The organism is Ectobacillus antri, from assembly GCF_003852715.1.
Lineage (GTDB): Bacteria > Bacillota > Bacilli > Bacillales > Bacillaceae_G > Ectobacillus > Ectobacillus antri.
On sequence record NZ_RIAV01000009.1, the window covers coordinates 84,239 to 110,255 of the forward strand.

Sequence of the window (26,017 nt, forward strand, 5' to 3'; positions counted from 1 at the left end):
ATAGATAGGAGAACATCATGTTTACTTAGGCAAGGAGGAAGCATTGTGCATGCACCGCAAATTGAATTACACGGATTTAATAATTTAACAAAAACACTTAGCTTCAATATGTATGATATTTGTTATACAAAAACACCACAGGAGCGGGAAGCGTACATAAAATATATTGATGAACAATACAGTGCAGATCGATTAACAGGCATTTTATCCACTGTTACAGATATCATTGGCGCACATATTTTAAATATTGCCCAGCAAGATTATGAGCCGCAGGGGGCGAGCGTAACCATTCTTGTTTCCGAGGGACCAGTGGGGGAGGCATCAATTGAATCGTTTTCGGAGTCACCAGGCCCTATTCCTACCTCTGTAGTGGGACAGCTTGATAAAAGCCACATTACGGTTCATACCTATCCCGAATATCATCCAACAGACGATATTAGCTCGTTTCGCGCCGACATTGATGTATCAACCTGCGGAGAAATTTCTCCTTTAAAAGCACTCAACTACCTCATTCATTCCTTTGATACAGATATTATGACGATTGATTATCGTGTGCGGGGCTTTACGAGAGATATTACAGGACATAAGTTATTTATTGATCACGACATCAATTCGATTCAGAATTATATCCCACAAGATATCCAAGACTTGTACGAGATGATTGACGTGAATGTGTACCAAGAAAATATCTTTCATACAAAATGTAAACTACGTGCCTTTGATTTGGACAATTATTTGTTTGGATATACAAAAGAAAAATTGTCTCGTGCAGAGCAGGATGATATTACTAAAAAGCTAAAAATAGAAATGGATGAAATTTTTTACGGAAAAAATATTACGAGATATTAACAAAGATGGCATGTGTAATCAGCATGCCATTTTTATTTTTCAAACAAATATATTCTAAAATAGACTTGTGTTTTGTTTTACTCACATGATAAGATGCTTTATATACCTCATAATTCTAGGTAGGTGAAGCAATTGTTTAATCGAGAATTAGTAAAAGGCAGTACATCTCTTCTTGTGTTACAGCTTTTACAAGAGTGTGATCGATACGGCTACGAACTCGTAAAAGAGCTTGAAAGAAGAAGCGATCAGTACATGCAAATTAAAGAAGGCACGTTATACCCAGCACTGCACAAGCTAGAAAAACAGGGTTATATTACGTACTACTGGCAGGAGCAAGAAAAAGGACCAGCGCGTAAGTATTATCGAATTACAGAAGAAGGTACACGAATGCTGCAGGAGAAAACGTCAGAGTGGGAGCAATTCGTACGCGTAATGAATAAGGTCATGAGAGGACCTGAGCATGATCCATCTTAAGGCAAAAGAAGCATACTTAAAGCAATTACAAAAAGAATTGCGCAAGCATACTGAGCTCGAAACGATATTATTTGACTACGATGTTCATCTATCTGAAATCATTCTAGAAGAAAGTGATAAAGAAACGGTAGAAGAGTGGATGATCTGCTTTACAAATCGCATTGGTAGCCCGAAAGAAGTGGCAGATTTGTGGCGTGAAGAGCTTTCTGTTACTCATCATACAACCTTGTTGCACTTTTTTCTGCTAAATGTTTGCTTCTTTTTGCTTGGAGGGTTTTTTACCTTTTTACATCTCTTTCATCAAGCGCAGTGGCTACAGCATATATGGAATATATTAACGGCTATTCCTACCATGATTATGGTACTCTATATGTTATTTTGGGGTCTTCTTGGCTATGAAATCGGCAAAAGCTTTGGGGCAGAAGGAAAACAACTGATGCGCAAAACATTTGCTATCTCACTGCTTCCCAACCTTACTTTGATGTTGCTTGTATTGTTTCGCGTCATCCCGCACGAATGGTTTCATCCTTTGCTTTCTACAACCTTTATTTTTCTTTGTATCGCTGCAACGATTCTGTTGTATCCTATTTGTTGTGTTGGCTATTACTTCGGAAAAAAGCAGTCGATATAATTTTTTTGTACAAATACATAGAAATACTATGTATATATACTATCTATGTATAGGAGGATATTATGGAAAACGCTCAATTCAAGCAAAATGTTGTGTTTTTTCTACTCTGTATTGCACTTGGTGTATTATACGAACAAGCCTTTTTTCACAGCATGATAGGTATTTCCTATCTTGTATATGTGGTTGTGTTTTATTGGATTTTCTTTTGGCACTTTCGTTCATTTCCGTTTGTGAATAAACGGATTGGCTTGTTACTGCTTGGATCCATATGGCTACTGGCCGCAAGTTACTTTTTGTACGACAGCCCGGTGTTTTACGGGTTAAATCTTCTCATTATTCCGGTGCTGATGGTGGTACATAGCGTGATTGTGACACGACACGTTTCATGGCATCGTCCTGTGTTTGTCCTATTTATACTGGCTAAATTCTTAGAGGCTTTTAGTTATTTTGCTAGTACTGTATCGTATAGTAGGAGAGCGATGAGACAACGGATGAGAGGAAATACTTCTCACGTTGGCTTTCGTATACTCACGGGTTTGTTATTGTCGTTGCCGCTTTTATTCGTTGTCATCCTGCTACTTTCTTCAGCAGATATGCGCTTTAGTGAAACACTTGGTCGTTTTCCTCACTGGTTACGTACATTGGACATAGAAATTGGCATTGCACGTTCTCTTGTCATTTGCGTATACGTCTGTGTGGTATTCAGCTTTTTACAAACCCTTCGTAAGCCAGAGGAAGTGCAGGTTGCCCAAGGGAAAATAATCGAAAAAAAGTGGGATGCTGTTATTGTTTCTACTATATTAGTAAGTATGAATACTATCTATATTTTATTTGTGACATTGCAATTTTCCTACTTTTTTAGCGGGACCTTACAAGGTGATCTCACGTATGCCGAGTACGCACGCCGCGGTTTTTTTGAATTGGTTGTGGTTGCATTAATTAATTTACTTGTTGTAACAAGTGTAGTGACCTGGACAAAGCTGATTGGCAAGCTTAAGCGATTTATTCAGAGCATGCTTACACTGTTTATCTTAATGACTGGAGTTATGCTAATATCAGCATTTTGGCGTCTTGCTTTATATGAAGAAGCATATGGATTTACTGTATTGCGTGTTTTGCCGCACACGTTCATGATTTTTCTGGGAGTTATTTTTGCTTATACGTTGGCAAAAGTTTGGTTAGAGCGTATTTCTCTACTTCATTTCTATCTCATTGCATCTTTGGTATATTATGTGTTACTAAACGTTGTGAATATAAATGGATTCATTGTAGAGAAAAATCTGCAGCGGTTTGAACAGACGGGAAAATTGGATATTGCCTATTTGTCAACTGTATCTGATGAAGGGATAAGCGCATTGATTTCTGTCTATGAATCAAACCCTGATTATCCAGGTTTGCGAGATATACTCCTAGAATTGCAAACGCAAACTGTTTCTAAACCAAGCACATGGCAATCATTCCATCTTTCTAAGACGGATGTATTCGAACGATTAAAAAATCTACATGTAAAGTAAGGTGCAGCAGCAAGTATATATATTATGCTACCGAGAAAGGGGGATACATCATGAAAGAGCACCTTGCTATATTCAACGAACAGCAGCAAAAAATAGGAACGGCCACAAGAGAAGAGGTACATCGCCTTGGTCATTGGCATGAAACCTTTCACTGCTGGTTTTTAAGAAAAGAAGAGGACGAATATTACATTACTTTTCAAATGCGAAGCTCTCTCAAGCAAGATTATCCGAACTTACTAGATATTACAGCAGCCGGTCATCTGCTGGCACACGAAACTGTCCAAGACGGCTTGCGTGAGGTAGAAGAGGAGCTCGGAATCACACTATCCTTTGAAGAACTTCATTCTCTAGGAGTCATTCTATACAATGTGACAACAGATGCGTTCATAGATAGAGAAATTTGTCATGTGTTTTTATACCTTTACGAAGGTATGCCTCGTTATGAGTTACAGCGCGAAGAAGTAAGCGGTCTATTGGAAGCAAAGTTTACCGATTTTTACGCATTTTGTCGCGGTACAAAAGAAATCCTTATCCTATCTGGTTTTCTAGAAGATACGGAAGGGATACGAACAGAAGTAAATATGACCGCAAACAAACAGGCGTTTGTTCCGCACGAAGACACGTATTTACTAAAAGTCGCTTCGCGTATCGCAAAATTTATAAAATAGAAAAACAGGCATGGCTATAAAGCTGTGCCTGTTTTTCTATGGAAGATCAGCTCTTTAAATAGGTTAACAACTCGTCGGCAGGCGCGAGGTTTCCATAAGTCGTGACGCATTTCCTTTTATGGTTCATAATACCACCAATCTCTTATGATGTATATATTTATCAAGTGGTTGAGATAGCAGAAATTATAACCCATCTTTTAGCTTAGAAAGCCGCTCGTTGTAAAAGCGGCTTCTGTAGTGATTTTTATATATGTTAATCTACAAAAATATGTTGCTTATATCCACGAGCATATACATCTTTCATGAAAATAGGCGTGTATGAACGCACCGCATATTTCCCGTTTTCACGAATGACATTGATAGCCTCTAACTTCACATCCTCTACAGCTTCACCTACGTATACCGCACTAAGAGCAGAATTACGACTTCTCATATGCTGCACCGTCACCCGATCTGCACGCTGCAGCCCGCCAAATATTTTAAGGTCTGTACTAGCACTCTTGAAATTTTCGATATATATATTGCTTAAAACGATGTCCCGCGCTCGATACTGAACAGCAATGACCGGTTGGTTTTGATAATCATATGCGGGATTTCCAAGCAGTGTAAAGTTATGAACAACTACGTTTTGGTAGGCCGAAATGACCATTCCGCGCTGTTTTGAATTCTTGTAAAGAGGGGTACGAACAGGCTCAATCGCAACCAGATTTACTGCCTTGATGTAATACGCTGTTTTTGATGGTGGATCTGTGCCGACATGATGCCCGATGTGACGAAAGTTGTATGAACGGTTGTCATGCAGTGAGATATGCCCAGCAATGACGACATCAGATGCTGCGGACGAATTGTGGTGTGCTTTGACTTCCACACCGCCAAAGCAGCGCGCGGTAGAGTTGTGTAACAGCAATACATGTCGGGAGCCGTCGTCCACTTCAATACCATTCGAATTAGAAAAGCCGCTTTCATGTGAACGTCCACTCGGATCGCACATATGACAATTCGAAATACAAACATAATCACTGTGATGTGTCGTAATACCATCATCACCAAAACCATATCCATTCAAGCCGTCTAGCCATATATAACGACTGCCGCCACGCGCGCGCTTGCCATCTCCTTCGTAATTATAGCGAGTGGACGACACATCAAAGCAATGCAGGCCTGGATTAATTGCCTCTACATCCTTTATCCATCCGTACTTTACATGTGCCAACGTCACACAGCTGGACTGGTTGTTGCCGCTGCTTGTTTTCTCATCGCTGCTAAGTCGTTCTATACTCCAGTCTAAGGTCATATTTCCAATATAGATATTTCGATTTCCTCGTCTATGATGCATATTCGTTACGAGGCGCATATCTTTTGAAGCTTTATTATGAAGTTTTATTATCGTGATCCCTTTTCCTTCTCCTACCAAATACGTCCAAGAGGGAAGCCGAATCCCTTTTGTAACAAATATTCCCTCTGGTATGATGACCTTTACACGACCGTTTCCGATCGCCTGTTGAAATGCTTTCGTACTATCTGTTATACCGTCTCCAATTGCCCCAAAGTCTGTAACATGAACTGTAGGCATATTTGTAAATGCCTGATATTCGCGATCGAGCTCATTCATCCAGCTTGGCTGGGTAGAGGAAGTAAGTGCTGTCACAGGCTGTGCGTTCGTTGTAAAAGGAGAACAATAGCTGTACATTTTATCCCATGTGGAGAGAGTGGGATTTTTATTTGGCAAAGCATCAAATAAGACATTTACCTGGGCAAGTGCTTGCTCTGTTGTTTGGTTTTGATACAAAAGCTTGGCAAGAAGCTCCCGATTGTTATATGGATTATGATACGTATCGAGCATTCCATCACATCCTGTTTACATATTTCCAACACTATTACAAAACGTGACGGAATAATCTATGCAGAGATTTCTGCTGACATCACCACAAAGGATGTTGCTAAAGCATCAGCTGATTTACAAAAAGATGTTAATGCGTTAGAAAAACCAAAAACAGTTGATGTTTCCTTTGGAGGCGTAACAGAGCAAATTAATGAATCCTTTAAGCAGCTTGGCTTGGCAATGCTAGCGGATGTTGCGATTGTTTATTTCGTACTGGTTATTACATTTGGGGGTGGCCTGGCGCCATTTGCCATTTTATTCTCATTGCCGTTCACGATCATTGGTGCGCTTGTTGCTTTACTGATTGCTGGTGAAACTATCAGTGTATCTGCGCTGATTGGTGCACTCATGCTCATTGGAATTGTTGTAACAAACGCAATCGTTTTAATCGACCGCGTGATTCAAAAAGAAAAAGAAGGACTATCCACACGTGAGGCATTGCTGGAAGCAGCCGTTACACGCGTACGTCCTATTTTAATGACTGCCATTGCGACTGTGGGCGCGTTGATTCCACTTGCAATTGGTGCAGGGCGGCGGTTTGATTTCAAAAGATCTTGGTGTTACCGTTATCGGTGGACTTATCAGCTCTACATTACTAACACTTATCATCGCACCTGTTGTGTATGAAGTACTCATGAAGATTCGCAATCGTAAACGAAAACAAACTGTATACTTTTTGTTATTTGTTATAATGTGAGAAAGGGAGTGATATACATGTTTGAAGTAAAGCCCTATCCGGAGTTTTCGTGGTCGATGAGCCGACATAAAACCTTTTTTACGTGTAGACGTAAGTATGCTTATCAGTATTATGTTTCCCATAACGGTTGGCGGTTTGATGCGCCGCCAAGCGCACAAGAAGCGTACTTTCTGAAAAAACTGAGCAACCTCCCCATGTATGTCGGAGATGTGCTTCACCAGGTGATACATACATTAATAACAAACTATCGCGGCAAACCACTGCCGCCTCTTGCAAATATAGAAAAGCATGTTCGTGACAAGTTGAATCAAGCTTATAGGTATTCACAAAATCAGCAGCTTTGGCACCAAAAGCCGAAAGATGTACCACTTTTACGTGAGCTGGTGTATGGAGAGACACCAGAAGCTTCCGCTATTTCTGACATTACTGCCCGCTTACAAGCTTGTTTGGAGCATCTCTACCAAAGTACGAGCTTTCAAGATATTATGCAAGGGAAGCATATCCATCTGTACGAATCGGAGCAATTCCATTCGTTTCGATTAAACGACATTAAGGTTTTCGTGGTAATGGATGTCTTATATGAAAATGAAGCACGCGATATCTGGACCATTACAGATTGGAAAACAGGAAAAGAAACAGAGGAAGATCGCAATCAGCTTGCTTTGTATGCAATGTACCTGCATGATACCTACCATATTCCGCACAACAAAATTGAAATTCGCAATGAATACTTGGCAACCGGATGCAGCCGAACGCATGCAGTGGAGGTTGAGGATTTAGATCAGGTGCATGATATGATGCTGCTAAGTGTTGGGCAAATGCTTCAGTATGTAGAGGATGTAGAACGCAATAAACCGATTGATTTATCTTTATTTGAAAAGCAGGAGCACCCGCAAAAGTGTGCGTCTTGTAATTTTTTAAAGATTTGCCAGCCATCACCTTAAGTTATATTGAAATAATTTAAAAATTGTATAACACCGTTATTTTTTTCATAACAAATATAATTTACTATACTAAAAAAATAACGACATGAGGATACACAGCAATGAAATTGATTTCTTGGAACGTAAACGGTCTGCGCGCTTGTGTGCGCAAAGGCTTTTTAGACTATTTTTATGAAATGGATGCAGATATATTTTGTATCCAAGAAACAAAGCTACAGGAGGGACAAATCCATCTGGAATTAGATGGATACTACCAATATTGAATAAAAGAGGAGGCGTCTAAAAATGATACGTTTATTTCGTTTGCTACTTATCAATCCGAAAAGAAGGAAAATAAGTCATGAACAAGAAATACATAAAGTATCTTCATACCAATCCTTAATCAGGAATGAGAAACGGGGGCAAATATGGAAAATCTTTTGTTTACACATATGAAAACGGTAAGAAGCATCACTGAAAATCTCATGGCGCAAATACCTGAAAGCTTAGCTGATATCGTACCGGAAGGTTTTAATAACAGCATCCGCTGGAACCTTGGTCATATTCTCTTTGTACAAGAACGCCTTGTTTTTGGGGCAGCCGGTGAAACACTTCAAGTACCTTTACAATATGAGGGATTATTCGGAGCTGGTACAAAGCCAGCAGATTGGCAAGAAACACCACCTTCCTTTGCACAATTGCTTGCCGAGAGCAAACTGCAGCATGAACGTATTCAAACCTTTATGCCAGAGCGTCTGGAGGAAAAGATTCCTGGACCGTTTACAAATCGTTCCGGCATGACATTTCATACCATTGGTGAAACATTTTTATTTAGTTTCTATCATGAGGCACTGCATGTTGAAACGATTAAAAGAATATATCGTACGATTCAAGAACATAACGATTAACAGAAAAACACACGCTATTACAGCGTGTGTTTTTCGCCTTCTATCTCAGCTTCTGTATTATGTCCTCGCGCAATAATGACAAGTAAAGCGCCGAAAAGAACGCACATTCCGCCAAGCATTTGCCATTGTGATAAGCGCTCTCCAAAAAATACGGCCGATAAACCGATGGTAACAAGCGGCTCGATCATAGAAAGGATTGAGGACTTGGTAGAACCAATGAGCGACAACCCCTTAAAGAATGTAAGCATGGTCATAACAGTTGAGATGAAAACAATTGCCGCTACAGGAAGCCAAACCCGCCAGGAGAAGTCTATAGAAAGGGTACCTTGCCAGATACTCACCCCAAACAAAGAGGCGGCTGCAAATAAAGCGATGTAAGCACTTGTTACAATAGGCGATACTGCCTGGAGAACACGGTTGCTGTAAACAATGTATAAAGAATATACGACCGCGGCTGCTATCGCATATATAACACCTCTCATATGGAGTACATCAAAAGAAGCACCGAGCACCAGCACAAGTCCACCCAATGATAACGCGATTGCTGAGATCGTTTTTCTTGTAATTACTTCTCCTTCTAACATAAAAGATAACAACGTTACAAAAATAGGAAACATGTATAAAAGCAGTGCTGCAAGCGAAGAAGGTATGTACTGGATAGATGAAAAATACGTTAATGATTGAATTGTATACAATCCACCTCCCAATACGATAAGACTTGCACATTCCTTTCTCTTTATCTTTACACGAAGCTTCTTCATTGTACTGTATAAGAAAAAGAGCATAGCAGCGAATAAAAAGCGAAAAAATAACAGGGCCGTCACGTGAATGCCACCTTCATACGCATACAACGCAAAAATGGGCATCATACCAAACCCAATCGCAGACAAGATAATGAATATCACACCAAGATAATAACGATCCATGCTTACCCCCCTTATCATTACATGATTTTTCCATATAGTATATCATTGCGGCACGCCTGATATATACATCTGTTTTGAAAAAGAGTACAATAAAAGCATTGTAAGCATACATAGAAAGGAACGAACACAATGAAACTAAAAGCATTTCTCTATTCACTGTGCCTCATGTTATTTCTCGTGGGCTGTTCAGATAGGGACAAGCCTAAGACAGAAACCGTCAAAAAAATCAAGGTAGATAAAAATCCAGTAGTAACGATTGTCATGGAAAACGATAAACAAATAAAAGCAGAATTATATCCAGATATTGCCCCAAATACAGTCTTAAACTTTATCTCACTGGTGCAAAAAGGATTTTATGACGGTACAACGTTTCATCGTGTCATTCCCGGTTTTATGATCCAAGGCGGCGATCCTACTGGAACAGGAACAGGTGGTCCTGGTCATACCATCAAAGGGGAATTTACAGCTAACGGTTTTAAAAATAATTTAAAACATCAAACAGGTGTGCTTTCTATGGCAAGAGCAAACGATCCAAACTCGGCAGGTTCGCAGTTTTTTATTATGGTGGCAGATGCCTCGCAGCTGGATGGAGAATATGCGGCATTTGGAAAAGTCATTGAAGGTATGGATGTTGTCAATGAAATTGTTAATGTAAAGCGTAATAGTGTAGATAAACCCCTAACCGAACAAAAGATGAAAAAGGTCACTGTTGAGACATTCGGATTTAAATACGATAAACCCGTAATTAATGAATAAAAAACGCAGGATGAGGCTCCTGCGTTTTTTTTTGTTCGTTATGTCGTATTGTGATAAAGAAATGAATTGCGTTCCGGAGTACTTCATACTACAATATGATTTTGCAGAAAGGAGCGAAAGTGATGAAATTATTTGATATATTACTTATCCTACTGAGCTTTCTTCTTCCAATTGCAGGCTATATAAAACAATTTCCAATGACGTTATCTATTTTTATCGGTGGTCTGTTATTTGTAACGAGCATAGGAAGTTACATGACAAAGCGTACTTCTTCTCGTTTCTGGAGCTGGATCACATACAGTGCGTTTGTGACAAACATATTCGTACTTCGTGACACATTTGTCACGGTAGACACCCTTATATCTCATGCGAAAATCGCTGCCTGTGTCGCAATCATTTCGTTTGTGTTCAAATTCCGCACGTACGCCGTTACAGGTGCTTTGCTTGGTTTATGGGGAGCCATTCTGTGGGATATTAAGGAAACACAGTCATTACTTACATTGCAAAATATGTTAAATACGTTTACAACAGAAAGACTGTATGTACTACTTATGATTGGCGGCTTTTTGATTGGTGGTTTATTAAGCCCTCGCAGAGACGAAGAACCCAAGAAAGAAAGGGGAAAAAAGAAACGGAAACGCTCCAGTTATCGTATTTCCTTACCTCGCTTACCCAAGTTGCCAAACATTCATATACACAAAAAGAAGCCTCTTAGCCGGCAGAAACAAGAACCGAAAGAAATGGATTCTACTATCAATACTGTAGATAAACAACTAGAAGGACAAACACGTATGGAGAGAAGAAAATATCGCTCTTAAAAAGAACGCAACAGTTGCGTTCTTTTTATATTTATTATTATTTGACAGTACAACCTCATTATCACTATACTTAACCATATGGTTAAGTATAGTGATAATTACTTGGATGATGTGTTTTCGGTATTAGCAGATCCGACTAGAAGAAGCATTCTTGAAATGCTTGCAGATGGAGAGAGGAGTGTTACAGAACTGGCAGCTCCGTTTGACATGTCGCTTCCAGCAGTGTCTAAACACTTAAAGGTGCTAGAGCAAGCTAAACTCGTTTCGCAGCGCAAGGAAGGCAGAACTCGCTATTACTGCTTGCGTGAGCATGCATTGAATCCAGCATGTGAATGGATGAATCGCTTTCAAAAATTATGTGCGTGGAAGCGGCTATTTAAACGGAAATAGAATGAGAGGTGCATACGATGGAACCCATCATACGGGTACAAGGTCTTGTTAAAACATATGGCGACTTTCAGGCTGTCAAAGGCAATACGTTTGAAGTACAAAAAGGAGAAATTTTTGGATTGCTTGGACCAAACGGCGCCGGGAAAACAACAACGTTAGAAATGCTTGTTGGGCTAAGAAAGCCAGATGCTGGTACAGCTACGATTGCAGATTATGATATTGTTACAGACTTGCAAAAAGCAAAAGAAGTAATTGGTGTACAGCTACAATCTACCACATTATTCGAATTGTTAACTGTCGAAGAAATTTTACATCTATATGCCAGCTTTTATCCGAAGCATGTTTCCATTCCAGATTTAATTGAAGATATGCTGCTGACAGATAAACGAAACAACCGGATTAAAGGACTATCAGGTGGTCAAAAACAACGCCTTGCTATTGCTTTGGCACTTGTTCACGATCCGCTGGTCATCTTTCTAGATGAGCCAACAACAGGACTGGACCCCCAAGCTAGACGTACATTATGGGATATTGTTTTGCGTTTAAAAGAGCGGGGAAAAACTGTTATGCTGACTACCCACTATATGGATGAAGCTCATGTGTTATGCGACCGCATTGCGATTATGGATCAAGGTACATTGATTGCTCTAGATACACCAAATGAGCTCGTCAAACAATTACAGTCAAGTAGTGCAGTGCAATTTCGTTTTGGTGAAGAACATACAGTGGACCTTGCTGCTATAGATGGTGTAAAACAAATAGGCTCACAAAAAGATTTTCATATTTTATATACAGATGATTTACAAGCAACGCTTACAAGTCTCATTGCTTTTGCTGCGCAGCATGACCTGCAGCTCCTTGACTTACAAACAAGAACGGCGACACTTGAAGATGTGTTTATACATATGACAGGAAGGAGCTTGCGAGAAGCATGAGAGCATATTGGCAATTAACTCTAACGCAGCTGCGCATTTTTATGCGCAATCGACAAGTGTTATTTTGGACCCTTGCTTTTCCGATTTTTTTAATGGTTATGCTCGGATCTTTTTTAGGAAATGGGAACGGAATGAGTGTCACTCTGGGAATAGTAGACCAAGATCGTTCGGCACAATCAAGAGATATGCAACAAGCACTCAAATCTTACAAAGCCATCGATGTACAAACATTAGAGAAAGAAGCTACAGCCTTACAGCAATTAAAAAAAGGCGATATTCAGCTTGTTGTTGTCATACCAAAAGGATATGGTGAAACAATCTCAGCCGGTTCTAAGCCCGCTTCCATTCCGGTATATTATAACGAAACTAATATGGCTGTCTCACAGGTCGGCTTGCAATTGGTCAATAATGTCGTGGACGGCATCAGCAAAGAAAAAACGGCGTACCAGCCTGTAGTTGTTACAGATGCCAAAGGTGTAGAAACACTAAACTTACAGTATATTGACTTTTTAGTTCCTGGTATTGTTGCCATGATGATTATGAGCAACAATATGAACGGTGTGGCCGGCCAAATTGCAGCTTGGCGTGAGCGCGGCATTCTAAGACGTATGCAAGGTACAACACTTAAAGCCTCCACATTCATCGCTGCTCAAATTTCGGCAAGACTTGTACTCAATGGTCTACAAGCTTTGATTGTCCTAGGTGTAGCACGTCTTATTTTTGATGTGGAGGTAAGAGGCTCTTGGCTAACCTTGGTTAGCTTCGTCATTTTGGGGACGCTGGCATTCATGGCAATCGGTTTTATCATTGCCGGTATTGCCAAAACACCAGAAAGTGCAGCACCAATTGCGGGATTTTTATCGTTTCCGATGCTGTTTCTTGGCGGGGTGTTTTTCCCAATCAAGAATATGCCAGAATTTCTACAGCCTATCGTCCATGTGCTTCCCATTGCCCATCTCAGTCATGCACTGCGTGAGACGATGAATGTTGGGGCATCTTTTGCAAGTCTTGGTATGGAAGCTGTCATTTTAGGCGGATGGTTAATCGGAGCATTTATTATCGCTAGTTACACATTCAAGTGGGAGTAAAGGGGGAAAATAATGAAGGAACAAAATTATCAAAATCATACACGCATGCATCCACTTTATCATTATGTATTATCTGTATTGGTGTTAGGGTCGTTGGTCACTGCTATTGTTAATTTGTTTCGCGCAATAAATAGTAATGAGCAAGTGCTGACAGCTGTTATTTTAGTTCTTTTAGCAGCAGCACTCTTAATCACGATGGCGCTAGTACGTTTGTATGCCTTAAAAGCCCAAGATCGTGCGATTCGTGCAGAAGAAAGCTTACGACATTATGTTTTAACCGGAAAGCTGCCAAATCCATCACTTACGATGGGGCAAGTTGTCGCGTTACGATTTGCATCAGACAGCGAGTTTCCTGCATTGTGCGAGAAGGCAGCAGCTGAGGGAATGAAGCCTGACGACATAAAAAAGGCGATTGGCCAGTGGAAAGCAGATTATAATCGGATTTAACAAAAACGCGCCTATTTTGGCGCGTTTTTTTATGATGTTGTTTCTGGGTAACGCATCCATCCCTCCTCGGTACGCACTGCTTTATACTTACCATATGAAAGTAGCTTTAATGCGGCACGGATAGCTGTATCAAATACTAATATTTTCTGCGCTTCCTCTGTATCTTCAGGATAATGAGCTGATTGATAAGCGTAATATGCTGCCATAATGCACGGTACGATCTCTTCTGGCTGAAAATCATAAGAAGTAGCTTCAGTTACGATTACATCCAATATACGCTTGTCTCCGTACTTTTGTTGTAGTAGCACTTTCACTGCAGACGGTACGATGTCTAGTAGTTCTCTCATTTCCTTCACCTCATGATGTAGCATATCCTATATGACTTGGGTTATACAAAAGAAGCTGTTTCAATCTATGAAACTCGCAAATTTCCGTTACATTGTTCTATAATGGAAGACAGTAAGCGAATAAATGTTGAATCGTACGCTTATTTTATACTATTATAATTTTGTGTATATATAATGTTGAAAGCGAGTGTTCAGTGTATGGGTCGTAAGTGGAATAATATTAAGGAAAAGAAAGCGTCAAAGGATGCGAACACAGCTCGTATTTATGCCAAATTTGGACGTGAAGTGTATGTGGCCGCAAAGCAAGGTGAGCCGGATCCGGAATCTAATCAAGCTTTGAAAGTGGTATTAGAGCGTGCTAAAACATACAGTGTACCAAAAGCAATCATCGATCGTGCGATTGAAAAAGCAAAAGGTGGTTCAGAAGAAAATTATGATGAACTTCGTTATGAAGGCTTTGGACCAAGCGGCGCTATGGTAATCGTTGATACATTAACAAACAATGTAAATCGCACAGCGGCTGAAGTTCGTTCTGCTTTCAATAAAAATGGTGGTAACATGGGTGTGAGCGGATCTGTAACGTATATGTTCGATGCAACTGCCGTTATTGGTATGGAAGGAAAGTCTGCTGATGAAGTACTTGAACTTTTAATGGAAGCAGATATAGATGTACGCGATGTGTTAGAAGAAGATGAAGCTGTTATCGTGTATGCAGAGCCAGATCAATTTCATGCCGTACAAAACGCGTTTAAAGATGCGGGCATCACAGAATTTACAGTAGCAGAACTAACCATGCTGCCACAAAATGAGGTTGAGCTTCCTGCAGATGCGCAAGCACAATTCGAGAAGTTAATTGATGCGTTGGAAGATTTAGAAGATGTACAACAAGTGTACCACAATGTAGATTTAGGAGAATAATTCTTTACAAAACGCCTTTCTTAATTATAGAAAGGCGTTTTGTATTCGCTATCCAAACGCTATAATGGAGATAACAAAACAAGGAAGGATGGTACATATGTTTCAGTTAGAAGAATTAACACAACATGCCGTATTCGCATTTTTTAAAGAAATTTCCGATATTCCGCGCGAATCCGGAAATGAAAAACAAGTTAGTGATTATTTAGTTGCATTTGCCAATGAACGTGGTCTCACGGTTATACAAGATGAAGCCTTGAACGTTATTATAAAAAAAGCAGCTACACCAGGGTATGAAAATGCACCTACCGTTATTTTGCAAGGTCATATGGATATGGTATGCGAGCTAAACAAAGGAACTGTACATAACTTTGAGCGTGATCCCATTTCTTGGCGTATTGATGGTGATATGCTCTATGCAAATGGTACTACTCTTGGCGCGGATAATGGGATTGCGGTCGCATATGCTCTGGCGCTTTTAGATGCGAAGGATGTAGCTCACCCAGCACTTGAGGTTATCATTACGACAGAAGAAGAAACGACGATGGGCGGCGCTATCGCGGTAGAGCCGAGCCATTTCACAGGGAAGATCTTCATTAATTTGGACACAGAAGAAGAAGGAAAGCTTCTTGTCAGCAGTGCTGGCGGTGTAAAAGGAAAATTGAACCTTCCTATTATTTGGGAACATCCACCGCATGGGGAAGCATACCGTATCCTTATCGGTGGTTTGCGCGGTGGTCATTCCGGTATGGAAATCAACAAGGAACGCGGCAATGCCAATAAGTTGCTAGGTCGTCTTTTGCATGATTTGTCGCATTCGATTTCTTATACATTAGGCGAAATCAATGGTGGATTAAAATCAAATGCTATCCCAAGAGAAGCTGAAGCTATTGTGGTCGCAGAAGAACAAGACGTAGCAGCTTTAACAAAAAAAGTCGATGAATGGCACAAAGTGTTCCACGATGAATTGCGTGCTTCAGATCCAGGTATATATGTAAAGCTTGAGAAAACAAAGGTAGAGCGTGTATTCTCAAAAGAAACAACAAAAGCGGTCGTTCAAGCCATTATGCTAACACCAAATGGCGTTCAAAGCATGAGTTTGGATATTGATGAATTGGTTGTTTCCTCGACAAACTTAGGTGTTATCACAACATCTGATACGGAAGTAAGTATGCAAAATGAAATTCGCAGTTCTGTAAAAAGTTTAAAAGAGCAAACACTTCAACAAATAAAGATCATTTCCGAACTACTGGGCGGTACGCTAGAAACGAAGGGAGATTATCCAGAATGGCCGTACAATCCAGATTCTCCTATTCGTGAACTATGTAAAAAGGTATATCGAGAAAAATATGGTAAAGAAGCCGAAATTATTGCCATTCATGCAGGTATCGAATGCGGTATTTTTACAGAAAAAATGTCCGGTCTTGATACGATTTCATTAGGACCAAATATGTATGATGTACATACACCAAATGAACATCTCGACATCCCGTCTACAATCCGCACTTGGGAATACTTATTGGCCATCCTTGAAGAAATGAATCATATGTAAAAAGCCTTCACACGAAGGCTTTTTTCTATGTAATCACGTTACTTTTAAAGTATACTATGCTATGATAGTTTAAAATATTTATATTCCGATAAGAAAGGTTTGGATTGATATGAAGAAAGCTATTGTTTCTATACCGCAACCACTTGTTCGAACCAATCAATGGTTCATTTTTATAAGTGTCATTTTTACTTGGGTTACAGGACAAGGTTTGCCACTCCTGTTGCCCCTTATTGCAGGCATCATGGGACTTATATGGAACTTCAATCCCATTATGCGTTTTGCTAGATTATTTTTACGTAAGCCTGCTGCAGCTTATATTCCTGAGGATTGGGAGCAACAACAATTTAATCAATTAATTGCTGTTACCTGCTTATCGCTTGGATTTATAGGTTATGTAATGAATTGGATGATACTTGCTTATATTGCAACATCTCTAGTTGCAGCAGCTTCATTTATAGCTATATTGGGATTTTGTATCGGCTGCTTTATTCGTTATCAATGGATAAAATATCGGCACAAAAAATCTCTCAATTGATTTGTTGAAAAGTCTTCACTAGAAGGTTTTTTTGTGTTCAGTTTTTTTCTAAATTGGTCAAGTGTCTCATACATTGTCCACACTCCCTACATATCATGAAATAGCGATACATGCTATAAATTTTATGGGAGGGTTTTTATTTTGGAAAAGCTACAAAACATGAAGGAAATGAAACGATTAGTGGGATCTGAAGTGCAAATCAATTTTGCCGGTCCGGAAAAGAGCAAAGGAACATTACGGGCTATAAAACGTGATTACTGTGCACTAGAATCTAAAGAAGGTATCTATTACTATGCCATGCATCACATCAAAAGTATGAGTATGTTTAATGAAGTAGACAATGCTGAAGAACATGAAAATAAAGAAGACAAAAACGAAGAAAGCAAAGACGAAGAAAAATCTACTTGTTCTGATCGATTATTTAGGGGTTTAAGCTTTGTAACACTATTGGATAGCATGAAAGGACATCTTATCCAAATCAATCGTAAACTGAAAGGAACGCTACAAGGAAGATCAGGAAACACATTAATTCTTGAATCTAAAGGCGAAACAATCTTTGTTCCACTGTTTCATATTCAAAGTGTCAAAATAGATAACAAAAACAAGCAAGAACAAGGTGAAAACAAAGAGCAAGACGATCAAACAAAGCAAGACAAAAATGGTAACAAAGAACAAGACGATAAAATAACAAAAAGCAAAAATGAAGATACAAAGAAAAGTTACAAAAATGAAAAAGAAGATAGACGATACGACTATAAATACAAAAGATCTAGAGGAAGAAGATACTAATTCTATATGCTATGACGCAAAAAAGCATCTTAATAGATGCTTTTTTCTGTCGACACAGTAATTTAATTAGCAGATGTAAAAAGTTTGATAATCCCGCGTACCACATACCACAACAGACGGAATGCGTATAAGAATAATTCTGGAACACATGCGAATACATCCCAGATAAAATCTCTCCATGTATAGGTACCGTCTATTTTTTTGTTTTCGATTTGTAGGCATGTATTCCTCAATATAAGGCATTGTGCACACTACTTTCGTTTATAATGAATGTATGCGGACATAGGAAAGATATTCTTAGAGGCAAAGTAATAGGGAAGGAATGTATATTTTGTTATACTGAAGGCAATGACCTATCAATATGAATGAAAGAGGCGGACTATGAATCAAGAAATGGGATGGAATCTAGAGCATAGCTATACAAACTTGCCGGAGACATTTTTCACCGTACAAAAACCTACTCCTGTACGCACACCAGCACTTGTGATATTAAATGAACCTTTGGCTGCTTCTCTTGGTTTACATACGGAAGTGCTGCAAAAAGAGGGCGCTGCAATTTTTTCCGGAAACGACTTACCAAAAGGGGCATTACCGATTGCACAGGCCTATGCTGGTCATCAATTCGGACATTTCACCATGTTAGGAGACGGACGAGCTGTTTTATTAGGGGAACAAATTACACCTGAAAGAGCACGCTTTGACATCCAGCTAAAAGGGCCGGGAAGAACACCATACTCACGCGGCGGTGATGGACGCGCTGCACTTGGACCAATGCTTCGTGAATATATCATCAGCGAAGCAATGCATGCGCTTGGCATTCCTACGACTCGCAGTCTAGCTGTCGTTACAACAGGTGAAACTGTCATTCGCGAAACCACTCTTCCCGGTGCTGTATTAGCACGGGTCGCTTCCAGTCACTTACGTGTCGGTACCTTTGCTTATGCAGCAAACTTTTGTACACTTGAAGAATTAAAAGAACTTGCAGATTATGCAATCTGGCGCCATTACCCTGAATCCGCAAAGCAAGAGAATCCCTATGTCTCTTTCTTGCAGGAGGTTGTTAATCGCCAAGCTGCATTGATTGCTAAGTGGCAGCTTGTTGGATTTATCCATGGGGTAATGAATACAGATAATATGACAATTAGCGGAGAAACCATTGACTATGGCCCGTGTGCTTTTCTAGATACCTATGACCGCGGAACGGTGTTTAGCTCTATCGATAGAGAAGGTCGATATGCATATGGCAATCAGCCTTATATTGGCGGCTGGAATTTGACAAGATTTGCTGAAACACTTTTACCACTCCTGCACCAAGAACAAGATCGAGCTGTGGAACTTGCACAAGATGCACTTTCTACGTACGCAACCGAGTTTGAACGTCATTGGCAAACGGGGATGCGGGCAAAGCTCGGACTGTTTCAGGAAGAAAAAGAAGATAAGAAACTAATTGGCGATTTGCTTGCACTCATGGAGAAGTATGAAGCTGATTATACCAACACATTTCGTGCTCTTACCTATCATACCTGTGACAAATCACCTTTGTTTCGTACAGAGGCGTTTACAGAATGGCAACAACGCTGGCAGGCTAGACGAGACAAGCAACCAAACACAAAAGATGAGATACAACAATTGATGCGAGCGAGCAATCCCGCTGTAATACCGCGGAATCATCGCGTAGAGGAAGCGCTGACAGCAGCGACAGAAGGGGACTACAGTGTGACGAAGAATCTTTTAGGAGCGCTGCAAAATCCGTACGTACCACCAAATGATGATACATATACAGCACCACCCCCGCCGTCAAACATTCCTTACCGAACATTTTGCGGGACGTAAAACAGCAGGAAGCATATTCCTGCTGTTTTTATTCATGTGTGACCAATTCGCTTTAAAAGGAAAAATGATATCGCACGTCAAATGAATAGGAAGTAGAAAAGAGGGAGGGATTAGATAAACGCTTCGGAATTAGTAGCGTCGCAGATTCGTAATATTTGACGGTGCTAAAGCCTACATTGTTGGTGATCCTGCCAAAGGATATTGCTAAAATGGTTTTGAATATAAATTATACGTGATTGAGTTTTCGAACGATACTGTAATAACTATAGGTTGGTTGTAAAATCATTCGTGATAAACAAATAGAACAAGAAATCTCATTTTTTATAAGGGAATCAATTCTAACCATACGAGAAAAATGTGAAGCTAATAATTTTTTTATGCAAGGTGTTCATTAACTGGTGGTTGGGCGTTTGATACACGTTTTTTCTTGAAGTTCCCGAATTTTGAGGATCTAAGTAAGCACCAAGTACTCCCCACCTATGAAAATTGGCGCGGAGTACTTGGTGCTTACTTACTATTTAATTCTCTGAAAAAAATCTTATTTTATACCTATTTTTTATATAAAAATGGTAATATTATGATAGGGTTTTTATTAGATATATTTTCATTAAAGAAAATAGTTAACTTAGCTGTATTAGGTATACAATATCCTAGAGCAGAACCCAAAAACCTACAACATCTTTAGAATAATGATTAGGGGTTGAAATAATGTTTGATTCTAAGGTTTTTAATTACACGGAAGAGGAATATATAAAACTTTCTGCATCAGAGAAAAGAGAGTTTGTTCAATTACTACGTAATAATGTGTTTAAACAAAATAAATTGTTTGGTCATGTGACTAGCAGGCTGGGCAATCGAATTTGGGCTGAGATTTATAGAGATCCGAACCTACTTGAACCGCTCCAAAATCCTTTGACTGATATAAACGAAACTTGGGAAATATCTGGTCTTTTGTCACAGACGAATGATGACATTGCGCTGGGGGATTATATTGAGTTTGAGTATGAATACCTTGCTGATGATGAAGAGCGTCATATGAAGCAAATTATCCGGATGACTCGCTCATCTATAAAAAGGATTGTAGGATTACAAGCATTCTTGGCAGATTACGGACTCGAAAATTATAAAGAAGCTTTAGAACAATACTTTGAAATTCAGTCAGATGATTTAGGGGAAGACCGCTTATTCCCACTTGTTTTAACACATTTTATGAAAATGAAGAATCCAGTGACAAGTGAAATTCGTAAGCTGCGCTCAGAAAAACAATTATGGTTTAATGAAATAACACGATTAGATGAACACAAGGCTGCGCTAACAGCAGAAATTAATGAAAAAATACAAAAACTAACTGAATTAAAAGATGCCTTGGCAGAGCAAGAAGAAAAGCTTGAATTCCTTGGTTTTAGAAAGCAAAAAACTTATTCGAAAACGTACCAAAAATTAAGTGAAATAGCTTCTTCTAAAGATTTGATTGACTTTATACAAGGATATTTGCATCAACAAAGTGAATTGCAATACAGCAAAGATATTATTGAACGATTTTATCTTGGGTTGAAAACAAATCAGCTAATTGTTTTAACAGGTCCTTCAGGTACAGGAAAAACAAGTCTTGTAAATGGTTTTGCTAAAGCAATTGAAAATGCCGAAGCACGTATTGTTTCTGTACAACCAAATTGGACTGATAATCATGATTTGTTAGGATTCTTTAATCCAGTAGATAGAACTTATATCTCTACACCATTTTTGGACACCTTGGTAGAGGCACAACAGAATCCCGAAGCTTTGTATCTCGTGTGCTTAGATGAAATGAATCTTTCACATGTAGAGTATTACTTTAGTGAGTTTCTAAGTACAAGGGAATTGGAAGAACCTACACTACAACTATATAGCCCTTATTTAGAGCAGCAGGTCGTTGATTATTTAGCTTTGGAACTATCAAATGTCAAGCAGACCATGATTGAACCTACCTATGAATCAATTCAAGAGTTCTTGAAAGAAAATGAAATTGATAACTACTCAGAGTTAAAACGAATGTGGGATTCCTTACAACGTTATCGTTCTTCTTTTACTATCCCGTCAAACATACGTTTTATTGGAACTATGAACATGGATGAAACTGTAAAGCAGTTAAGTCCCAAGGTTATTGATCGTAGCTTTGTTATTGAAGTGGAGCGTGTTCCTACAACCGATATTAGTATACGGGAAGATATTTCCTACGAGGTCCCTGTTTACTTGGACATACAACAATTTATCTCACCGCCACGAAATGTTAGAGTAGATTTAAAAACCCTTACAGAAAAACTAGTTGGTTTGAACGAGTTGGGGCTAAACACTCTAAATGCAACTATTAATAAACGTTCAGAAAAACATATTAAGGAATACTTAGGGTACGGGAACTGGATTCCAGAGGAAGAAATTATAGCCCAATTGATTTCCTCAAAAATTCTTCCACGAATTCGTTTTATGAAGAGTGAGGGACAGAAGGAACAAGCATTTTCAGCCTTAAAGACAGAGTTAATGAAGTTATCAAGTAATGTTAAGGTTAAAGAAAAACTTGATACTATGTCTGCAAGTGGAAAACGGATTGTGAGCTTTTGGGGGTAATCTGCTATGAAGATTAAGCCAGCAATGATTTTAGTAGAGTACGAGATGCACCAATCTATACAGAATGGCCAACTTACTATAAAACGTATTACTGAAAGATCTCCTAATGGTAAGTGGAAAAACAAGATCAAATTAGGAGAAGAAGAGGAAGAATGGGTATCTTATCAATTCCTCCGAGACGGAAGACTACTGCAGTTGGGATTTCGCATTGAGGAAGCGCAAGCAGAAATTGAAGTGTTTATAGTTGGGAGAGGATACGAGAGACCTCTTGAATACCATAAGGATAGTAAATTCTGGTATGAGCCTTCTTATTTTGAATGGAATGGTAAATTGGAAAGAAATGAATACAGTTCTGAAAAAAGCCTCCGACCAACAGGGATTAGCAATGCAGGAAAATTCTTTTTAGAAGTTCGTACTAGCTCAGGTGTACCTATACAGAGATCTGTGCCAATCTGGATTTTACCTTCCGTTATTGACCTTGATGATTATAAGCGGATGGTTAATGATTTAGTAAGTATTACGGAAGAGTTAGCTCATGATGACAATTCTGGGCTTGGGCTAGACGCTACGGAGTACAAGGATCGAATGATAACTGACCTTACGACGAAGGTAAATAGACTTGGCGTACTCATATCTGATATTAATGAAGATCCGCATCAGACGTTTCAAAAGGTAACAGTTAAGGAACAATTGCGTCATATCCGCAAAATGACCCCAAGGTTACTTATTGAAACACAGTTATTTAGTCAAAAGCCGACATTCCGTACCTTAGTATCTCTACCGTCAGCAGATGTATATGAGAATCGGGTAATTAAATATTTTTTAAGAATGTTAGCAGAAAAAATTGATGTTTACAACTTAGAAGATGAAGACATGTGTGAGCAGTTGGAGGATGAGCTAAGGCTAGTGCAGCAGAGCCTATCTCGTTTAGTTCCGGAACAGGAATTTTATGCAGAAATTAAAGCTAATCTACAAGCACAGGAAGCAAGGATTTCCCATGGTCTTAATTCCGCTCAAAAAAGAAAACCTAAGTGGATAAACTTAAAAAGCAAGTTAGATAAGATTGAGGAATTGCCCATGATATATTCACTTCCCTTATCCGAAGAAAAGTTGGAATCTACCCATATGTTTACTTTCCACCCGTTGTATTCAGAGGTGTTTGAGATACTAAATCAGACAAGTAAAGCTTTATTTCTTGATGAAGATGATGCTGTAGTTCGATTGAAAAACACGCCTGATATATATGAGACATGGGTGTTTTTTAAGATGATTCATTTGATGATGAGGGAAATGGGCTGGAGAAACCGACATAAAACAACTATTACAACACAGGTCCGGCAATTTCTTGCGAAGAAAAATTCACTGGAGGGTTTTACAGTGAATTTGTATCATTCATTAACTCCTACATATTTAATTGAGAATGCTCATCTTAGGGTGAAAAGTTTAGAAGTGGCTATTATGTTTAACAAAGAAATAAGAGATAACAATATTCATAGAAAGCCAGATTTTACTTTTATCTTTAAGTACAAATTCCATAATGGGCAAGAGATGCAGAAGAGAGTTTATTTGGATGCTAAGTATCATGAGTACCCCAAACCACAAGGGATAAATAATCTAAATGACAGGCATCAGTGGATTAAAGACATACGTGAGGTGGCAGTGGAACACTATATGGATGAATTTGAAGGTACTGCTTATGAATCAACAGCCTCATTCATTGTCCATCCCAATGGAGACAGTTATTGGAGTAACTTTGGAGCAGAGAGAATAAATGGAGTAGATAGGTGGCCAAATCATTCGTTTGGTTCGTTTGCCTTTAAACCATCCCATGTGTCCTCATTCACTAAATGGATAAATATGATTTTGCACTATAAACTTAATTTTTACTCCACATGTTTTCAGTGCGGCTGCAGCAATTCTGTCAAGGTAGAACAATATTTGACCGGAAGCCGACCAAAGTACTATTTTACATGTCAAAATCCTAATTGTTTTTCATTTTGGCTTGTAAACCACTGTAATTCAAATGGTAGTCATAAACTTTTGAAATACGCTGACGAACAGCTTAATTATCATAAACGTCAGCCTGAACACCAGAAGAGGTTAGATAAATATAAGTGGTATTTTAATTGTCCTAATTGCCAAGTTTAAAATGTACTTCCCGAATTAAAGCAATTGAGAATTACTGGATTTGGTTATGAAAGAAATTATTTATAACGAGCTAAAGGGGTAGGAAAAGATAAAAAGAGACCTTGATGTTGAATATGGTTTTGTAACAAAGGCGGCCGAGAAGTGGCCGCACTATCCAGCTATTATTGTTAAGAACAAAAACAAGGAACTAGCTATTACTGTTCTCACAGATGTTACACATAGCAAAGATGAAAGGCTAATCAAGCAAAGCAAGAATCGAAGTAATTATTTTAAAACAAAAGGGCTAGAATCAATCTGGTTTCTTGGAAATGCCGAGCAATCTGCGGATATGGACAACCATGTCATCCATCTTTGGGAGGCGGAGTTGGACCTCGCTATTAAAACATCTGAAAGTATAGCATGGGAAGCAACCTTGCAGCAACTGCCATGTAAACAATCATTATTTGAGCTTTAGCTATTATCATAAAGAGACTCCTGCTTCCTATAATGTTCAAAGTCTATACTATGTACACTCTACAAACACAAACATTGTATTTACTGTACATCGATTCATTAAAGATGAGGAACGATATTCTTTCCGAGCTTTTGCACTAAACAAAGGATATCAAATTAGTCTATCGACCGCGCTCTTGGCCACACAGACACTACAGCTTAGTAACCCATAAGCTGAAGACCAATCAAGGGACACTTTTGTATAAGCTGTACAGCAAAAAGAAGCGGATTACGTTGCGAAGGAGCGAGAAAGAGAAAAGGAAAGAGAGATGGAACAAAAATTCCTCGACTACATCAGATACGGATTTCATCTCACACTCAGAAGACATATGTGGAAGGTGGGACAAGCACTCTGATTGGAAGGAAATTGCATTCTTTCCCCATGTATTACGAGGGCAGCTAGAAAAATTCAGCGACAAGGTAGATGAAATTTTATATGAGTGGAGGGAGGGGGGATGGATTGTAGATCAAAATAATGGTTTTACTAAGAAAGTCAAAATCAACGGGAAATATCAAAGAATGATTGCTATTTCTAGGGAAGCAGCTGAAATGTATGTGTAAAGAGTACACCCCAGTATGTTTAGTAGAATCCACTAAACGTACTGGGGTTTTTATTATGTGCTGAAACATCCTTAATTTGTTATTCCTAGCATTCCTACATACTTAAAAATGAAATGATTGAATTGCACGCTTTTTCTGCTCGAAATCCACATGTGTATAGATAGAAGTTGAAGATAAACTTTCATGTCCAAGTAGTTCTTGAGTAACACGTAAATCGTAAGCCCGTATTCAAACGACGCCTATAAAAATATCTGCACCTCCTGTACTATAAACGTATCAATATAAGGAGGTGCTTTTTCTATGCCGCAACAAAAATTAAAGATCGTCCCCGTTAT

The 26,017-nt window shown here is 39.1% G+C and carries 25 protein-coding genes and 2 pseudogenes; 23 read left to right on the forward strand and 4 right to left on the reverse strand.

The genetic code is table 11. From position 1 onward, the window contains the following. Positions 1 to 45: 45 nt before the first annotated feature. The 5 genes from speD (at position 46) to EEJ45_RS10665 (ending at position 4,136) form a co-directional block, all read left to right on the forward strand. Complete coding sequence (gene speD / locus EEJ45_RS10645; RefSeq protein WP_245999879.1) at positions 46 to 849, forward strand: adenosylmethionine decarboxylase; 804 nt, start codon at positions 46 to 48, stop codon at positions 847 to 849. A gap of 132 nt (positions 850 to 981) precedes the next feature. Further along, positions 982 to 1,323: a PadR family transcriptional regulator gene (locus EEJ45_RS10650; protein WP_124564790.1), complete on the forward strand. Its 342-nt coding sequence runs from the start codon at positions 982 to 984 to the stop codon at positions 1,321 to 1,323. Continuing rightward, complete coding sequence (locus tag EEJ45_RS10655; RefSeq protein WP_124564791.1) at positions 1,310 to 1,954, forward strand: hypothetical protein; 645 nt, start codon at positions 1,310 to 1,312, stop codon at positions 1,952 to 1,954. Before EEJ45_RS10650 ends, EEJ45_RS10655 begins: the two co-directional genes overlap by 14 nt. Before the next feature lie 62 nt (positions 1,955 to 2,016). Then, complete coding sequence (locus tag EEJ45_RS10660) at positions 2,017 to 3,468, forward strand: DUF4153 domain-containing protein (RefSeq protein WP_124564792.1); 1,452 nt, start codon at positions 2,017 to 2,019, stop codon at positions 3,466 to 3,468. Positions 3,469 to 3,518: 50 nt separating this feature from the next. After that, on the forward strand, positions 3,519 to 4,136 hold the full coding sequence (locus tag EEJ45_RS10665) for an NUDIX hydrolase (RefSeq protein ID WP_245999880.1): 618 nt from the start codon (positions 3,519 to 3,521) through the stop codon (positions 4,134 to 4,136). Between the two features lie 253 nt (positions 4,137 to 4,389). Here EEJ45_RS10665 and EEJ45_RS10670 read toward each other — a convergent pair whose 3' ends face one another. Then, the gene (locus tag EEJ45_RS10670; protein WP_124564794.1) at positions 4,390 to 5,979 is read right to left on the reverse strand and encodes a glycosyl hydrolase family 28-related protein; all 1,590 of its coding nucleotides are present in this window, start codon (positions 5,977 to 5,979) and stop codon (positions 4,390 to 4,392) included. A gap of 24 nt (positions 5,980 to 6,003) precedes the next feature. On the opposite strand from EEJ45_RS10670, the pseudogene EEJ45_RS10675 reads away from it, so the two are divergent. The 4 genes and pseudogenes from EEJ45_RS10675 to EEJ45_RS10690 all read left to right on the forward strand — a co-directional run. Next, positions 6,004 to 6,715: pseudogene (locus EEJ45_RS10675) on the forward strand (efflux RND transporter permease subunit); the annotation flags it as partial. Between the two features lie 17 nt (positions 6,716 to 6,732). Continuing rightward, entirely contained in the window at positions 6,733 to 7,659 is a 927-nt protein-coding gene (locus tag EEJ45_RS10680) for a PD-(D/E)XK nuclease family protein (protein WP_124564795.1), read from the forward strand. A gap of 101 nt (positions 7,660 to 7,760) precedes the next feature. Beyond that, a pseudogene (locus EEJ45_RS10685) lies at positions 7,761 to 7,919 on the forward strand (endonuclease/exonuclease/phosphatase family protein); the annotation flags it as partial. A gap of 147 nt (positions 7,920 to 8,066) precedes the next feature. Further along, positions 8,067 to 8,546, forward strand: a complete 480-nt coding sequence (locus EEJ45_RS10690; protein WP_124564796.1) for a DinB family protein — start codon at positions 8,067 to 8,069, stop codon at positions 8,544 to 8,546. Positions 8,547 to 8,563: 17 nt separating this feature from the next. On the opposite strand, the gene EEJ45_RS10695 is transcribed toward EEJ45_RS10690, so the two are convergent. Further along, positions 8,564 to 9,472 carry a DMT family transporter gene (locus tag EEJ45_RS10695; RefSeq protein ID WP_124564797.1) on the reverse strand — a complete coding sequence of 303 codons (909 nt, stop codon included), beginning with the start codon at positions 9,470 to 9,472 and terminating at the stop codon, positions 8,564 to 8,566. 129 nt (positions 9,473 to 9,601) lie between these two features. On the opposite strand from EEJ45_RS10695, the gene EEJ45_RS10700 reads away from it, so the two are divergent. The 6 genes from EEJ45_RS10700 (at position 9,602) to EEJ45_RS10725 (ending at position 13,906) form a co-directional block, all read left to right on the forward strand. Beyond that, positions 9,602 to 10,228 (forward strand): peptidylprolyl isomerase, encoded by a 627-nt coding sequence (locus EEJ45_RS10700; protein ID WP_124564798.1) that lies wholly within the window; start codon positions 9,602 to 9,604, stop codon positions 10,226 to 10,228. Positions 10,229 to 10,350: 122 nt separating this feature from the next. Next, a complete protein-coding gene (locus EEJ45_RS10705; protein WP_245999881.1) occupies positions 10,351 to 11,046 on the forward strand; it encodes a DUF3959 family protein in 696 nt (231 codons plus the stop codon). A 111-nt stretch (positions 11,047 to 11,157) separates the two neighbouring features. Then, positions 11,158 to 11,436, forward strand: coding sequence for an ArsR/SmtB family transcription factor (locus EEJ45_RS10710; RefSeq protein WP_245999882.1), 279 nt, complete (start codon positions 11,158 to 11,160; stop codon positions 11,434 to 11,436). Between the two features lie 17 nt (positions 11,437 to 11,453). Then, complete coding sequence (locus tag EEJ45_RS10715) at positions 11,454 to 12,371, forward strand: ABC transporter ATP-binding protein (protein ID WP_124564801.1); 918 nt, start codon at positions 11,454 to 11,456, stop codon at positions 12,369 to 12,371. Then, positions 12,368 to 13,459: an ABC transporter permease gene (locus EEJ45_RS10720; RefSeq protein WP_124564802.1), complete on the forward strand. Its 1,092-nt coding sequence runs from the start codon at positions 12,368 to 12,370 to the stop codon at positions 13,457 to 13,459. Before EEJ45_RS10715 ends, EEJ45_RS10720 begins: the two co-directional genes overlap by 4 nt. Positions 13,460 to 13,471: 12 nt before the next feature. Continuing rightward, entirely contained in the window at positions 13,472 to 13,906 is a 435-nt protein-coding gene (locus tag EEJ45_RS10725; RefSeq protein ID WP_124564803.1) for a DUF6526 family protein, read from the forward strand. Positions 13,907 to 13,935: 29 nt separating this feature from the next. On the opposite strand, the gene EEJ45_RS10730 is transcribed toward EEJ45_RS10725, so the two are convergent. Continuing rightward, positions 13,936 to 14,277 (reverse strand): hypothetical protein, encoded by a 342-nt coding sequence (locus EEJ45_RS10730; RefSeq protein ID WP_380018295.1) that lies wholly within the window; start codon positions 14,275 to 14,277, stop codon positions 13,936 to 13,938. 174 nt (positions 14,278 to 14,451) lie between these two features. Here EEJ45_RS10730 and EEJ45_RS10735 point away from each other — a divergent pair, with 174 nt between their 5' ends. The 8 genes from EEJ45_RS10735 to EEJ45_RS10770 all read left to right on the forward strand — a co-directional run bounded on the left by EEJ45_RS10735 (position 14,452) and on the right by EEJ45_RS10770 (position 25,682). Continuing rightward, positions 14,452 to 15,171: a YebC/PmpR family DNA-binding transcriptional regulator gene (locus EEJ45_RS10735; RefSeq protein WP_124564805.1), complete on the forward strand. Its 720-nt coding sequence runs from the start codon at positions 14,452 to 14,454 to the stop codon at positions 15,169 to 15,171. 97 nt (positions 15,172 to 15,268) lie between these two features. Continuing rightward, positions 15,269 to 16,720 (forward strand): aminoacyl-histidine dipeptidase, encoded by a 1,452-nt coding sequence (locus tag EEJ45_RS10740; RefSeq protein WP_124564806.1) that lies wholly within the window; start codon positions 15,269 to 15,271, stop codon positions 16,718 to 16,720. A 109-nt stretch (positions 16,721 to 16,829) separates the two neighbouring features. Then, the gene (locus EEJ45_RS10745; protein ID WP_124564807.1) at positions 16,830 to 17,255 is read left to right on the forward strand and encodes a DUF4395 domain-containing protein; all 426 of its coding nucleotides are present in this window, start codon (positions 16,830 to 16,832) and stop codon (positions 17,253 to 17,255) included. 141 nt (positions 17,256 to 17,396) lie between these two features. After that, positions 17,397 to 18,044, forward strand: a complete 648-nt coding sequence (locus EEJ45_RS10750; protein WP_124564808.1) for a hypothetical protein — start codon at positions 17,397 to 17,399, stop codon at positions 18,042 to 18,044. Positions 18,045 to 18,425: 381 nt separating this feature from the next. Beyond that, positions 18,426 to 19,877, forward strand: coding sequence for a protein adenylyltransferase SelO (locus tag EEJ45_RS10755; RefSeq protein WP_124564809.1), 1,452 nt, complete (start codon positions 18,426 to 18,428; stop codon positions 19,875 to 19,877). 708 nt (positions 19,878 to 20,585) lie between these two features. Next, positions 20,586 to 22,481 carry an McrB family protein gene (locus tag EEJ45_RS10760; RefSeq protein ID WP_124564810.1) on the forward strand — a complete coding sequence of 632 codons (1,896 nt, stop codon included), beginning with the start codon at positions 20,586 to 20,588 and terminating at the stop codon, positions 22,479 to 22,481. A gap of 6 nt (positions 22,482 to 22,487) precedes the next feature. Continuing rightward, complete coding sequence (locus tag EEJ45_RS10765; RefSeq protein ID WP_124564811.1) at positions 22,488 to 24,629, forward strand: hypothetical protein; 2,142 nt, start codon at positions 22,488 to 22,490, stop codon at positions 24,627 to 24,629. A gap of 690 nt (positions 24,630 to 25,319) precedes the next feature. Continuing rightward, a complete protein-coding gene (locus tag EEJ45_RS10770; protein ID WP_124564812.1) occupies positions 25,320 to 25,682 on the forward strand; it encodes a hypothetical protein in 363 nt (120 codons plus the stop codon). A gap of 102 nt (positions 25,683 to 25,784) precedes the next feature. Here EEJ45_RS10770 and EEJ45_RS10775 read toward each other — a convergent pair whose 3' ends face one another. Next, positions 25,785 to 25,910 carry a tyrosine-type recombinase/integrase gene (locus EEJ45_RS10775; RefSeq protein ID WP_124564823.1) on the reverse strand — a complete coding sequence of 42 codons (126 nt, stop codon included), beginning with the start codon at positions 25,908 to 25,910 and terminating at the stop codon, positions 25,785 to 25,787. Positions 25,911 to 26,017 lie beyond the last annotated feature (107 nt).